The sequence below is a fragment of the Burkholderia puraquae genome (assembly GCF_002099195.1).
GTDB lineage: Bacteria > Pseudomonadota > Gammaproteobacteria > Burkholderiales > Burkholderiaceae > Burkholderia > Burkholderia puraquae.
Genome location: NZ_NBYX01000003.1, coordinates 311630 through 325083, shown reverse-complemented (window position 1 = coordinate 325083; position 13454 = coordinate 311630). Strand labels below are relative to the sequence as shown.

At 65.6% G+C, this 13454-nt stretch carries 13 protein-coding genes; 8 read left to right on the top strand and 5 right to left on the bottom strand.

Features of this window, described 5'->3' with window-relative positions; genetic code table 11:
- The first annotated feature begins 87 nt into the window (after positions 1–87).
- Positions 88–474, top strand: coding sequence for a VOC family protein (locus tag B7G54_RS08380; RefSeq protein WP_085038662.1), 387 nt, complete (start codon positions 88–90; stop codon positions 472–474).
- 374 nt (positions 475–848) lie between these two features.
- Here the strand turns inward: B7G54_RS08380 and B7G54_RS08375 are convergent, their stop codons facing one another.
- The 3 genes from B7G54_RS08375 to B7G54_RS08365 are packed head-to-tail and all read right to left on the bottom strand — an operon-like array spanning position 849 to position 2987.
- Positions 849–1445, bottom strand: a complete 597-nt coding sequence (locus B7G54_RS08375; protein ID WP_085038661.1) for an NADPH-dependent F420 reductase — start codon at positions 1443–1445, stop codon at positions 849–851.
- Positions 1446–1472: 27 nt separating this feature from the next.
- Positions 1473–2240, bottom strand: coding sequence for an SDR family NAD(P)-dependent oxidoreductase (locus B7G54_RS08370; protein ID WP_085038660.1), 768 nt, complete (start codon positions 2238–2240; stop codon positions 1473–1475).
- A 12-nt stretch (positions 2241–2252) separates the two neighbouring features.
- Positions 2253–2987: an SDR family NAD(P)-dependent oxidoreductase gene (locus B7G54_RS08365; RefSeq protein ID WP_085038851.1), complete on the bottom strand. Its 735-nt coding sequence runs from the start codon at positions 2985–2987 to the stop codon at positions 2253–2255.
- Positions 2988–3093: 106 nt separating this feature from the next.
- Between B7G54_RS08365 and B7G54_RS08360 the strand changes: the two genes are divergently transcribed.
- Complete coding sequence (locus B7G54_RS08360) at positions 3094–4035, top strand: LysR family transcriptional regulator (protein ID WP_085038659.1); 942 nt, start codon at positions 3094–3096, stop codon at positions 4033–4035.
- A 181-nt stretch (positions 4036–4216) separates the two neighbouring features.
- Positions 4217–4570, top strand: a complete 354-nt coding sequence (locus tag B7G54_RS08355) for a colicin immunity protein (protein ID WP_085038658.1) — start codon at positions 4217–4219, stop codon at positions 4568–4570.
- A gap of 193 nt (positions 4571–4763) precedes the next feature.
- Here the strand turns inward: B7G54_RS08355 and B7G54_RS08350 are convergent, their stop codons facing one another.
- Positions 4764–5678, bottom strand: a complete 915-nt coding sequence (locus tag B7G54_RS08350) for a glutaminase (protein ID WP_085038657.1) — start codon at positions 5676–5678, stop codon at positions 4764–4766.
- Positions 5679–5897: 219 nt separating this feature from the next.
- On the opposite strand from B7G54_RS08350, the gene B7G54_RS08345 reads away from it, so the two are divergent.
- The 3 genes from B7G54_RS08345 (at position 5898) to B7G54_RS08335 (ending at position 8736) form a co-directional block, all read left to right on the top strand.
- Positions 5898–6608, top strand: coding sequence for a response regulator (locus B7G54_RS08345; protein WP_085038656.1), 711 nt, complete (start codon positions 5898–5900; stop codon positions 6606–6608).
- 64 nt (positions 6609–6672) lie between these two features.
- Complete coding sequence (locus B7G54_RS08340) at positions 6673–7803, top strand: ATP-binding protein (RefSeq protein WP_085038655.1); 1131 nt, start codon at positions 6673–6675, stop codon at positions 7801–7803.
- Between the two features lie 309 nt (positions 7804–8112).
- Positions 8113–8736: an FMN-dependent NADH-azoreductase gene (locus tag B7G54_RS08335; protein WP_085038654.1), complete on the top strand. Its 624-nt coding sequence runs from the start codon at positions 8113–8115 to the stop codon at positions 8734–8736.
- 57 nt (positions 8737–8793) lie between these two features.
- On the opposite strand, the gene B7G54_RS08330 is transcribed toward B7G54_RS08335, so the two are convergent.
- Positions 8794–11187, bottom strand: a complete 2394-nt coding sequence (locus tag B7G54_RS08330; RefSeq protein ID WP_085038653.1) for a patatin-like phospholipase family protein — start codon at positions 11185–11187, stop codon at positions 8794–8796.
- Positions 11188–11457: 270 nt separating this feature from the next.
- Between B7G54_RS08330 and mreB the strand changes: the two genes are divergently transcribed.
- A complete protein-coding gene (gene mreB, locus B7G54_RS08325) occupies positions 11458–12492 on the top strand; it encodes a rod shape-determining protein (RefSeq protein ID WP_085038652.1) in 1035 nt (344 codons plus the stop codon).
- 255 nt (positions 12493–12747) lie between these two features.
- Complete coding sequence (locus B7G54_RS08320) at positions 12748–13371, top strand: YdcF family protein (protein ID WP_085038651.1); 624 nt, start codon at positions 12748–12750, stop codon at positions 13369–13371.
- The last annotated feature ends 83 nt before the right edge of the window (positions 13372–13454 follow it).

Genomic DNA, 13454 nt, shown 5'->3' with positions numbered 1-13454 from the left:
GCGGGTTTCGCGCGGATCGTGCCCGAAGCGGCAATGTCCGGCACGATGCCATTTCATGTCACGTCGCCCCAACACGAGCTACACGTCATGCCAGTTACCGGATTCAGTCACTACAATCTGCGCGCGGACCGGCCGACACTCGATGCGCTCCGCGATTTCTACGTCGACATCGTCGGCCTGCAGGAAGGGTTTCGCCCGCCGTTCAAGCGCTTCGGGTACTGGTTGTATGCGGGCCCGCAGGCCGTGCTGCATCTGTCGGAAGCGCGGCCGGGCGAATCGCGCCCGTCAAACGTTGCCAGTACGTTCGATCACGTCGCGTTTTCCTGTACGGACGCCGGCGAAATGACGCGTTATCTGACCGAGGCCAACGTGGAATTCACGCGCGGGCACGTTCCGCTCACCGGCCAGGTGCAGGTTTTCTTCCGCGATCCGGCTGGCAATGGCGTCGAGTTGAATTTTGCGCAAGGCGAATGAGCGCGGCGGGTTGAAAGAGTCAACCGGTCGATGCGACGAACTGCCGAGTGCGTTCGGCTGACCGGGGCCATTCGGGCCTTGATCATGAAAGCCACTGACGCAGTTGGATCGCACACGTGGTCGTCACCTTTGGCCTACCGCCGATCTCCGCTCATGCGCCCCATCGCAATGAATCTGCGGGCTTTCCGTGGCGTCTCAGCCCATCCGGCGGTTGCCGGCGGCGGCATCTGCAAGTCGACGGCCGCTCCGATGCCGACCGCCCTGGTTCGGCCATGAGAGGTCATTCCGGTGCCGCGCCGCTCCGACGTTCGGTCGTCGGTCGCGCGCGGCATTCGGCCATTCGACTCAGGGAAATATCCGGAAACGGTTGCTCGTCAGTCGAACGTGATCAAGTCCTTGAAGATCAATTGTCCCCAGTTATTTCCGCGCGCATGCACAAGGAGCCCACCATCCGAAAGCCCGCCCAGTTTGATTGGCGCGAAACCGAGTTTTTCAGCAAGCGCGCCAATCTCCGCTGCTGCGGCGTCATCGTCGCTCGCCAGGAACACGACTCGCCTGCCACCATGTATGGCCGGGTCCTGGCCGAGGACGGCGGCAACCAGATGATTGAAGCCTTTCACCAGCCTGGCTCCGGTGAACGCGTTCGCGACGAAAACAGAGGAGGGGAGACCGCCCAGTTCCGCGAGCGGGGCCTGCGTGTTCATCGCGTCGATGACGGTCTTCCCCTTCCAGTCGGGCAGCGCTTTTGCGACCTCCGTGTGCGACTCGAAACGGACAGCCAGAAAGATGGTGTCCGCCTTGACGGCTTCCGCCAGGGTTTGGGGAATGATCGTGGGGCCGATCGCGGCCGCATCGGCCGCAAAGCTTTCCGGGTCGCGCGTGGTTGCAACGGCCACTTCGATGCCGTTGCGGGCGAACGCCTTGGCAAGTGCACGGCCGATCTTGCCGAAGCCGATGATTGCGTAACGCATAGGTTTCTCCTTCGTTTCCGTGCGCGGTCAGAGCTTGTAACCGCCGCTTGCTTCAATCGTTTGGCCGGTTACCCAATGGCCTTCATCGGAGGCCAGGAACGCCACGACGGCGGCGATTTCCGAAGGCTCGCCAAAGCGGCCCAGCGCGATCTGGGCCTCGGCCGCCTTGACGAGTTCGGGATTCTCCCGAAAGGCGGCGTTCGCATCCGTTCGCGTGAAGCCCGGCGCGACGGCGTTTGCGGTGATGCCACGCGGCCCCAGCTCGATGGCGAGCGTATGGGTCAGGGTGTTGATGGCTGCTTTCGCCATTGAGTAGACGGGCGCTGCCGTCACGGGCTTCGTGGCGGCGGCGGAAGAAATGTTGATGATGCGGGCACCATCGGCGAGACGATCCAGGGCGGCTTGAATGATGAAGAAGGGCGCGCGGGCGTAGACCGCCATCAGGGTGTCCCAACTCTCCGGCGTCGCGTCCTTGAAGCCGACCCAGCCGGAATTGCCGGCGTTGTTGACCAGAATGTCGAGGGCGTTGGTTCCGTGCCGCCTGGTGAGTTCGTCGTCGAGCCTCTCGAACAAAGCCGGGACGGCCGCCGGATCAACGAGATCCGCGTGGATCGCGAACGCAGTGCCGCCCGCTTTCTCGATGGCTGCGATCGCCGCGTCCGCGCCGGATTTGCTGGCGTTGTAGGTGAGTGCGACTGTCGCACCGTCCTTTGCAAGACGTTCGGCGATGGCGCGGCCAATGCCCCGTGATGCGCCGGTAACGAGCGCTGTTTTGCCCTTTAACGATTGCGTCATTTGAATTTCTCCTCAGAGTTGTGCCAGGCCACCGTCAACGGCGACCTCGCTGGCGGTCATGAAGCTGCTGTCCGACGACGCAAGAAAGGCGGCCACCGCCCCGATCTCCGCCGGATCGGCCATGCGCTGGAGCGGCGTCATCGCCCCATAGGCCTTCTGACCTTCTTCGCCCAGCGCCTCCTTGGCCAGTTCGGTCGCCGTCGCCCCGGGCGATAGCACGTTGACCCGGATGCCGGTGCCCTTCAGGTCCTCCGCCCAGGTCCGGGCGAGGTTGCGCACCGCTGCCTTGCTCGCGCTGTATGCCGTGAATCCCGCGGCTCCCGTGGTGCCGGCGCTCGATCCGGTCAGGATGATCGAACCGCCCGGGCCCATCAGCGGCAGCGCCGCCTGGACCGTGAAAATCGAACCCTTCACGTTGGTGTCGAAGATTTCGTCGATGTGTTCGGCGGTGATCTTGCCGAGCGGAAGCGGGCTTCCTGCCCCGGCATTGGCGAACACGATGTCGAGGGTTCCGCGCTCGGCCTTTACTGTCGCGTAGAGCCGCTCGAGGTCGGCCAGATCGGCAACCGAGCCCTTCACCGCGCGGGCATTGGGCCCGAGGTCGGCCACAGCGGCGTCGAGCGCTTCCTGCCGGCGGCCGAAGATGTAAACGAAGGCGCCCTCTTCGATGAAGCGTCTTGCGGCGGCGCGGCCGATTCCGGTAGCGCCGCCGGTGATCACCGCGGTCTTTCCATTCAGTCTGTTCATGCCCTGCATCCTCCGAAACGAAAGCGACGAACATGATTCTGAACCACTTGATTCATGAATCCAATTGACTGAATATCTATAGGTGCCATCTACTTTATAGATAGATATGTTGGACAACGTCACCATCAATCAACTTCGGGCTTTTGTCGCCGTATGTGACCAGGGAAGCTTTTCCGGGGCCGCACGGCAACTGAGGCGTGCACAGTCGGCGATCAGTCACGCGATCGGCGCGCTCGAGAGTGCCTTTGACGTGGTGCTGTTCGAGCGCAACACTCGCAAAGCGACGCTCACGGCCGCAGGCCGCAGCCTGCTGCCCGATGCGCGTGGGGTGATCTCGCGCACCGAGGAAATGAAGATGCGCGCGGTTGCGATTGCCGAAGCCGGGATCCCACAGGTCTCGATTGCCGTGGATACCTATTTTCCGCGTGCGCACCTGATTGGATGCCTGCGCATCCTGCAGGCGGACTTTCCAACGGTTGCAATCAATCTGCGCATGACGACCATGCAGGACGGCGAGCGTTTGGTTCTCGACGGCACGTGCGCATTGGCGGTAACGATCATGGACGTGCCCGAGTTGAGCCAAGGCACCATGGAACGGCAGCATTTGTGTGAAGCGCAAATGGTGACCGTCTGTGCGCCATCGCATCCGTTGGCCGCACTCGCGGGGCCCATCCCGCGGGAAGAATTTGGTCGGCACATCCAGCTCGTCGTGACGGACAATCAGCCCGAAGCGGAAAAGACACAGCAGGGGGTCGCCAGTGAACGCCAGTGGTGGGTGAATGATCTCGGCGCGAAGCACGATCTGCTCAGGGGAAGCTTGTGCTGGGGGCACATGCCGCGCCATCTGGTCGAGGAAGACCTCGCGAAGGGAACACTTGTCGAACTCCGGCGGCGCGCGTGGCACATGCGCCCCCTCACGTTCATGATCTCCCAGCGGCGCGGGTACGCGTTTTCCGAATGCGAGACACGGCTGGTCGAACTCCTTGGCAATCGTCATCCCTTCTCGAAGGATGGGAAGGCCAAGGCCAGCGTGGCGCGCGGTCGCTGACGGGTTTGCCTGGAGACGTCGTGCGAACCGTGACGTGAGCACCGGCCGAATCCGTCGGCGGCTTCGGCCGATCGCATCAGGCGGCTAACCGTTGCGTAAAGCGGTCAATGACGCTGTCCGCAATTGCGAAGAACGATCCAAAATGGATTCCTGACGAGTGGATTGAGTTGGAGTGAGCCCGATGAACATCGATCGTTCTCGCGTCCATGATTCTCCGGACGATTTTTTTGCCCTCGATGGAAGCATTGTGATGAAGCTTTCTACCGATGCGGCAATTGCAGTTTGTGAGCGGGCGGCCCGGCACGGCCTGGTTGTCGCTCGGATCGAAGGTGGCATATGGCATTTTCCCGGATTCGAAGCGAGGTTCGACTGCATTTGGGATGGCGCTGATCCTCCTGTTGATCTGGACGCCGCGGAACGAAACAATCAAAGGGCAGCCGAGTTCATTCGATCGGAGAGCCCTCCGCATGATGTTTTCCTGGTGACATCCCCGCCGATGACAGGCTGGAAACCGAGGCGGCCACGGGGCTTTTGACACCCCACGATTTATCTCGATCACGCGGATTTACACCCAAGTCACCGCCCGCTGATTCCACGGTTCGGCCCGCTTTGCCAAGACGTCAAGGTCGGCAACGGGTTGATTGCTGCCGAATGACGAATTCGCCATTGAGTGTGCCGGTATTTGCCTGTCACCGTTTCGCCAGATGAGGCGCGCTCGACTTCGCCACCTAAAAAATCGACCGCCCCGAATAGGTCGTCAACCATTCCAAAGCCATAGTGCCCGCCAGCGAGTTCCCGTTCGCATCGAGCCCCGGCGCCCACACGCACACGGCCATCTCGCCGGGCAGCACCGCGACGATCCCGCCGCCGACGCCGCTCTTCGCGGGCAGCCCGACGCGATACACGAAATCGCCCGCCGCATCGTAGGTGCCGCAGGTCAGCATCAGCGCCGACAGCCGCTTCGCGGAACTCGAATCGACGATCCGCTCGCCGGTCACCGGCGCGACGCCGCCGTTCGCGAGGAACAGCGCGGCGCGCGCGAGCTCGACGCAGTTCATCGTGATCGCGCACTGGCGGCAATACGCATCGATCACCGTGTCGGGCGGCATCTGCATGTTGCCGAAGCTCGCCATGAAGTGCGCCATCGCGCGGTTGCGCTCCGCGTGCTGCAGCTCCGACTGCGCGACGCGCGAATCGTAGTCGATGTCGTTCGAGCCGATCAGCCGCCGCACGAATTCGACCAGCGCCGTCTCGGCCTTCACGAAGCGGCGGCACAGCACGTCGGTGACGACCAGCGCCCCCGCGTTGATGAACGGATTGCGCGGCTTGCCGCGCTCGCTTTCGAGCTGGACCAGCGAATTGAACGCGTTGCCCGACGGCTCGCGGCCGACCCGTTCCCACAGTTCGTCGCCGAGCAGCTGGAACGCGAGCGTGCACGCGAACAGCTTCGAGATGCTCTGGATCGAGAAGCGCTCGTGCGCATCGCCGACCGTGCAAACGTTTCCGTCTAGCGTCACGACGGCCATCCCGAACTTGTCGGCAGGCACTTTCGCGAGTTCGGGAATGTAATCGGCAACCCGCCCCTGGCCAATCCAGGGGGCGAGTTCGGTGTGGATACGTTCGAGGATCGTCTGGTAGTTCATCAAATCAGGCGGGTAGGTGAGCGGCCCGGATTCCGGCGAGCCCGTATGGAACCGCCCCGGCGTCGATTCGTCAAGCGCGGCCGCTATCGCGCCCTTATTTTCAAGACCTCTGAACAGGCAATCGGCGGGCGCAGTATCATGCGGTACGTTTCGGCCGATGGCCGGCGTCCGGCACCGGCCGGCGCCGCCGTGGCCCCCCCGATGATCCGACCGCTGCCCATGCCTTTTCGCATCCTGCTCGTCGAAGACGACACCCGCCTGTCCACGCTGATCGCCGGCTACCTGCGCAAGAACGACTATGAAGTCGACACTGTGCTGCATGGTGACGCCGCGGTGCCGGCGATCCTGTCCATTCGTCCCGATCTCGTCATTCTCGACGTGAACCTGCCGGGCAAGGACGGCTTCGAAATCTGCCGCGAGGCACGCAAGCAGTACGACGGCGTGATCATCATGGTGACGGCCCGCGACGAGCCGTTCGACGAACTGCTCGGCCTCGAGTTCGGCGCAGACGACTATGTGCACAAGCCGGTCGAGCCGCGCATCCTGCTCGCGCGGATCAAGGCCCAGCTGCGCCGCGCGCCCGCGCGCGTGGCCGAGAGCACCGCGCCGCAGCCCGAGCGCTACGCGTTCGGCAAGTTCTCGATCGACCGCACCGACCGCTCCGTCGTGCTGCCCGACGGCAGCACGCCCGACCTGACGTCCGCCGAATTCGACCTGCTGTGGGCGCTCGTGTGCCATGCGGGCGAAGTCGTCAGCCGCGACGACCTGATGCTGCAGTTGCGCGGCGTCGAATTCGACGGCCTCGACCGCACGATCGACGGGCGCATCTCGAAGCTGCGCCGCAAGCTGCGCGACGACGCGAGCAACCCGCAGCGGATCAAGACGATCCGCAGCAAGGGTTATCAATTCAGCAAGCACGCATGGGAATGACGCGGCGTTCGTGCGACGCCGTCACGTTCCGCGCGGGCATTCCACCCGCCGGCCGGGAGCCGAGATGATCCGACGAACCCGTTCGCACCCCGATGCACCGCCGCTGCCGACGCTGCGCTACGTCAAATGGCGCTGGCTGCATTTCCGCCGCGCGTGGACCGATACGCGCGCCGACCGCATTCCGAGTTGGTCGCGCCTTTACGTGCGCACGTACCTGCATCTGCTCGGCCTCGTGCTGCTGACCGCGCTCGTGCCGGCACTCGCGCTGTGCGTCGAATTGTCGCCGCAGGTCGTGTGGCATGCGTTCGACTCGCTGCCCGGCGACATCTGGATCGTGCTCGTGTTCGTGTTCGCCGCGCCCGCGCTCGCGGCGTACCGGTGGATGCGGCCCGTATGGTCGGATCTCGTGATGGTGCGCGAGCGCGCGATCGATTTCACGGGCGGGCGCTTCAACACGCGCGCACGTGAATCGCACAGCGTGATCATCGGCCCGCTCGCGCGGACGCTGAATGCGCTCGCGATGCGCATGGAACGGCTGATTGCCGCGCAGCGCGATCTCACGAACGGCATCTCGCACGAGCTGCGCACGCCGCTCGCACGCGTGCGTTTCGCGCTCGAAATGCTGCGTGAGCCGGGTTCCGCAGCCGAATACCACGGCGCGCTGGAGAGCATCGCGCAGGACGTGACCGAGCTCGAGGAACTGATCGACATGAGCCTCACGTATGCGCGGCTCGAATACAGCTCGCTGCAGTCGAACCTCGAGATGACGGCCCCCGTCGCGTGGTTCGAACATCAGGTCAGCGATGCGCAACTGCTGTATCCGGAGCGGGCGATCGAGTCGCGCATCGCGATCGCGTCGGACCTGCGCGTGAAGATGGATCGGCGGCTGATGTCGTATGCGATGCGCAACCTGTTGCGCAACGCGAGCAAGTACGCGAAATCGCAGATCGTCGTCGGGATCTCGCTCGTGCACGGCAACATCGGGATCTTCGTCGAGGACGACGGCCCCGGCGTGCCGGAGAGCGAGCGCGAGCGGATCTTCGACGCATTCGTGCGCCTCGACCGCCGCACCGGCGGCTATGGCCTCGGCCTGTCGATCACGCGGCAGGTGCTCCACGCGCACAACGGCCGGATTGCGGTCGTCGATCCGGTCGAGCTCGGCGGCGCGCGCTTCGAGATCAGCTGGCCGGTCTAGCGATACGCCGCACGGGCCCCGAGGCTCGAGCCCCGACAGCAGCACGACCGCACACCGCCGCACGCGCCGGATTCGAGCGCGCCGCCGGCTCCTCCCGCCGTATCTTTCCCGAATCGATACCCCTGCGCATCGCCATCGCATGACGATTCGTTTGCCGCGCGTGCGCGCTTTGCGTTACGATTGCAATTGCAACTATATGGCGGGCAGCGCCATGACAGCAGAGGCGGGCGGCCCGCGACGCAGCCGTGAAGCCGGGGCCGCCCCGATGGCTGCCTCCTTGTTCATGCATTCCTGTCCGGGTCACACATCATGCGGCTTTTGAACATCGTGTCTTCTCCCCGCGGCGCCAGGTCGGCTTCGATCGCGGTCGCCAATGCCTTTGTCGATGCGTACCGGGAGACGGGCGCAACGATCGACGTCGATACGCTGAATGTCTGGGAAGAAGACTTGCCGGACTTTGGCAGCGACGCGATCGGCGCCAAGTACAAGGGTGTCGCAAACGCGCCGATGGATGAGGCGGAGCAGTCGATCTGGCGGCGAATCCAGTCGCTCGTGAAGCGCTTTCAGGAAGCGGACCGGATCGTCGTGGGCGTGCCGATGTGGAATTTCGGCTATCCGTACAAGCTCAAGCAACTGATCGATCTCGTCAGCCAGCGGAACCTGCTGTTTACGTTCGACGGCAACGCCTACGCCCCGCTGCTGGAGATTCCGCGCGCGCTGGTCATCCATGTTCGCGGACAGAGCCGGGAAACCGGCGCGGGCGCCGACAATCCGGGGTTCCGGCATCAGGCCGACTATATCGAATTCTGGTTGAGGTTCATTGGCGTGAGCGAGGTCAGAAGCCTGACCGTCGAACACACGTGGGATGCGCGCGCAAGCGACAGCATCGAACGGGCGCGCGCCCGGGCGGTCGCGATGGCTGCGGCGTTCTGATCCGGGCGTGCGGCGCGGCGCAGACGCGGATGCGGCCGTAGCCGCATCCGCGCATGCTCAGTACGTGCGGCCGAGCTGGAGGTAGAAGTTGCGCCGGCCGCCGGGCGCGAGCGCCACGCCGATGTAGACGGGGCCGAACGCGGTCGACAGGCTCGTGAAGAACGTATAGCTCTGCTTGAGCGCACCGCCGCCGATCTGCTGGCCGCTCGACCAGACGTTACCGACTTCCGCGCTGGCGCCCACCGACAGCGCCTTGACCGGCGACGCGTTGAACGTCATCAACTGGTTCATGTAGGTCACCTGCGCGTACGCGAGCTCGTTGCCGTTCAACTGGTCGGCCGCATACGCGGACAGATGCTGGAAGCCGCCGAGTGTGAAGTTGAACGCGTTGATCAGGTTGGTGCCGCCAATGCTCTTGCCGCCTTCGATCGTCGCGCTGACGCTGTGCGGGCCGAACTGCTGCGCCACCATCGCCTTGCCGTAGATCTCGGTGTAGGGCGCGCTGTTGATGCTGTCGTCGAACGACTGCGCCGAGCCCCCGTTGCGCGACACCAGCGAGCGTTCGATACGCAGCTCGGTGAAATAGCCCTTGCGCGGGAACAGCGGATCGTCGAGCTGGTCGATGACGAGCCGCGCGCGCGCGGTCAGCGCCTGCGACGTGAAGCTTGGCCACAGCAGCGTCTGGCCGCTGCCGTCGTCGAACGGCAGGTTGTAGGTCGGCGAGCCGTGCCCGGTCACGTAACCGAGGCCGATCCGGAAGTCGCCGAGGCGCCCGATCGGCAGGCCGAAATCGAGCCCGGCGCGCGCGGTCTGCATCAGGTACTGCGTGATCTTCACGTCGCCGCTGTCGTCGTACAGGTTCGCGTAGCGGCGCTGGTATTCCGCGTAGGGCGACAGGTAGACGCCATAGGCCATCGACAGCGGCTGGCGGAACTCGATGCGCGCCGATTGCAGGTCGCTGCCGATCGTCGTGTCCGCGCGGAACTCGAGCCCCGATTCGGTGAGCCACGGCCGGCGGTAGCCCACGTGCAGGCGGAAGCCGCCCTCGTCGGTCGAGCTGCTCGACATGCCGAGCCCGAACAGCAGGAAATTCGGCCCCCAGTATTTCTCGCGCGCATCGATCTCGAGCACGTTGTCGTCGCCGTGGCTGACGATCTGCTGCGTGACGCTCTCGAAGTTGCCGCCCGTCGTGAGCCCGAGCAGATCCTGGCTGACGGTCTTCGGATCGTAGGTATCGCCGGGCTTCACGTGCAGCGCGTTGCTGACGACCCGCTTCGGCACGCCGCCGGTGGTCTTGATGTCGATGCGCGTGATCCGGATCGGCGGCGGCAGCGGTTGCGCGTGCGCGGACCGGTAGGCTGCGTACTGTTCCGGCGTGAGCGCGAAGCGCTGCAGCTTCGGCAGCGCCGCGGTTGCGGCGGCCGCGCCGGCGGCGATCGCCTGCTTCGCGTTCTGGAAATCGGTGAACGCGAGCGCGCCGAGGTCCGGCGTGAGCAGCACGTCCTGCGCGTCGAGCTGCTTGCGCTGCGCGGTCACGTTCTGGCGGATCAGGATGCCGACCATCTGCTGCATCACGTCGGCGGGCGACGCGAGCGCGTCGAGCGGGCGCAGTTGCGAGCCGATGTCGACCGCGATCACGACGTTCGCGCCCATCTGCCGCGCGGTGTCGACGGGCAGGTTGCTGACGAGCCCGCCGTCCACGAGCGCGCGCCCGTTGATCTCGGCCGGCGCGAACAGGCCCGGCATCGCCATGCTCGCGCGGATTGCGAGCGGCAGCGAGCCGTGGTCGAGCACGACCATCTGGCCCGTCTGCAGGTCGGTCGCGACCGCGCGGTACGGGATCGGCAGGCGGTCGAACGGCTGGTTGGTCGGCACGGCGGCCGTCCAGTTCGCAAGCAGCGCCTGCAGCCGGTTGCCCTGCACGAGGCCGACCGGCGCCTTCACGCCTTTCTTGCCGAAGCCCAGCGTCAGCCCGTTGATGTACAGGCGTTCGTCCTCCCGGCTGGTTTGCGGCAGGTCTGCACGCTCCGTCACGTCGAACGCGATGTCCGCGAGGTTGACCTCCGACAATCGCTGCTGCATCTCGCCGGCGGCCATGCCGCTCGCGTAGAGGCCGCCAACCACGGCGCCCATGCTGGTGCCCGCGATGCAGTCGATCGGGATGCGGTTGTCCTCCAGGACCTTCAGGACCCCGAGGTGGGCATAGCCGCGCGCGCCGCCGCCGGACAGCACGAGGCCGATCGACGGCCGGCCGGCCGGGCCGCCGTCGGCCTCGCAGGTGTGCGCGGATGCGGCGGGCGCGGCAGCCGGCGCGCTGGCGGCGGTTGCCTGGGCGGCAGCAGATTCGGCGGCCGGCAGCGGTTGCGCGGCGACCGTGCAGCACCAGAAGGCGACGAGCGTCGTGCAAAGCGGGCGCACCCGCGCCCAGCGGAAGGAAACGGTCGCTGTCATGGAGGAAATACCTGGCGTGATCGGGCGTCTGAGGCCTGCCGGGAGCAGGCAAGACCGAGAGATTACCGTGTTTTACAGGCGCAACGCGAGAAGCCGTTGCGTGGCCGGATTCGTCCGAACCGGCATTTTTGACAATTCGGTCGCGAAAAAATCATCGCAATTGACTAAAGTATCGGAACGATTTGCCGCTAAGGTCTTGATGGGGCGGCGTGGATGCGCTGCGGAAATGCGGCGCGGCTGCCCCGACCCGTTCGATTACAAAGGTTTGATATGTCGACACCGCTGTTCGGAAAGTTGTTTGCGCAACCCGTTGCGATCGACCCTGGAACGGCAAGTACGCGGATTTATACGCACGAACGCGGCGTGGTGCTGAACCAGCCGTCGGTCGTCTGCTTCCGCAAGGCCGGTGCGACCGACGCGCGGCCGACGCTCGAGGCGGTCGGCGAGCTCGCGAAGGCGCTGCTCGGCCGCGAACCGGGGCATCTCGAAGCCGTGCGGCCGATGCGGCACGGCGTGATCGCCGACGCGCACGCGGCCGAACAGATGATCCGCAGCTTCATCGACATGTCGCGCACGCGTTCGCGCTTCGGCCGCCGCGTCGAGGTCACGTTGTGCGTGCCGTCCGATGCGACGGCCGTCGAGCGCCGCGCGCTCCGCGAGGCCGCGTTCGCGGCGGGTGTATCGGACGTCGAACTGATCGAGGAATCGCTGGCGGCCGGGCTCGGCGCGGGCCTGCCGGTGACCGAGCCGGTCGGCTCGATGGTCGTCGATATCGGTGGCGGGACGACCGAAGTCGCGGTGATCGCGCTCGGCGGCATTGTCTACCGCGAGGCGATTCGCGTCGGCGGCAGCCAGTTCGACGCGGCGATCGTCAACCACGTCCGCAACCTGTATGGCGTGCTGCTCGGCGAGCAGACGGCCGAGCACGTCAAGCAGACGATCGGCTCGGCCACCAGCGCGGTGCCGCGCCGCTCGGCGCGCGCGGTCGGGCGCAGCATCGGCGACGGCCTGCCGCGCTCGATCGAGCTGTCCAACCACGATGTGGCGGACGCGCTGGCCGCGCCGCTCAAGCAGGTGATCGGCGCGGTGAAGTCGGTGCTGGAAAATGCGCCGGCCGAACTCGTGACCGACATCGCGAATCGTGGCGTGGTGCTGACGGGCGGCGGCGCGCTGCTCGCGGATCTCGAACGCCTGCTGTACGACGAGACGGGCCTCGTCGCCCGGATCGCCGACGAGCCGGCCACCTGCGCGGTGCGCGGCGCAGGCGAGGCGATGGGGCGGCTCGCGATGTGCCCGGTCGACTGATTCGGGCCCGGCCGGGCCGAGCATCGCGGCGCGGCCATTCACCTTCTTTCGATCTCCGTATTGCGTGGCCGCTTCGCCGGGCACGCTTCTCCGGCCGTCTTGCCGGAAGGCCGTCCGCCGTCCGTCGCATGGACACCTGAACGCGCACCGTGCTAGCGTTACGCGCCCGTCCGGGGCCGGGCAAGCCGATATGCCCGACGACCTGAGAGACCGAAAACCTTGAACAACCACACCAAACGGGGCTTGTTTGCCCGCATGGGCCGCCTGTTGGCCGTCGTCGCTTGCCTCTGGATTGCAGCGGCCGTCGCGCTCGTCGCGTCCGGGATGCGGATGCCGAGCGAGCCCACCGATGTCGCCGTGATCTTCGGCAACGCGCTCGACGAGACCGGCGCACCGAAGCCCGTGCTTGCCGCCCGGCTCGACGTCGGTGTGCGCTGCTACCGCACCGGGCAGTGCCCGGCGTTCCTCGTCAGCGGCGCGATCGACGGCCCGGGGCTGAACGAAGCGACCGCAATGCGCGACTATCTCGTGGCGCGCGGCGTGCCGGCCGACCGCATCGCCGTCGACGACCAGGGCGACAACACGCTCGCGACGGCGCAGCACACGCTCGCGTACCTGCAGGCACACCGCCTGTCGCGCGTGCTGATCGTCAGCCAGTACTACCACCTCGCGCGGGCGCGCCTCGCGTTCGAGCGCGTCGGCATCGCGCGGGCGAACATCTCCGCCGCGTATCCGGGCCGTTTCCAGTTGCGCGATGTCTATTCGAGCTGGCGCGAAGTGCCGGCCTACGCGGTGTATGCGGTGCGGTTGTGGGTGAACCCCGATGCGCGGCCTGTGTCGTTCCGGCCGATGCTTTATCTGATGAGCCTGTTTTCGTAACGCGGTGCGGGTTTCCCGATCGGTGCGTGGTGAAAATCGAAGTGACCTCGAAGGTGCCGGATATTTCCGCTTTTGTCTGACGA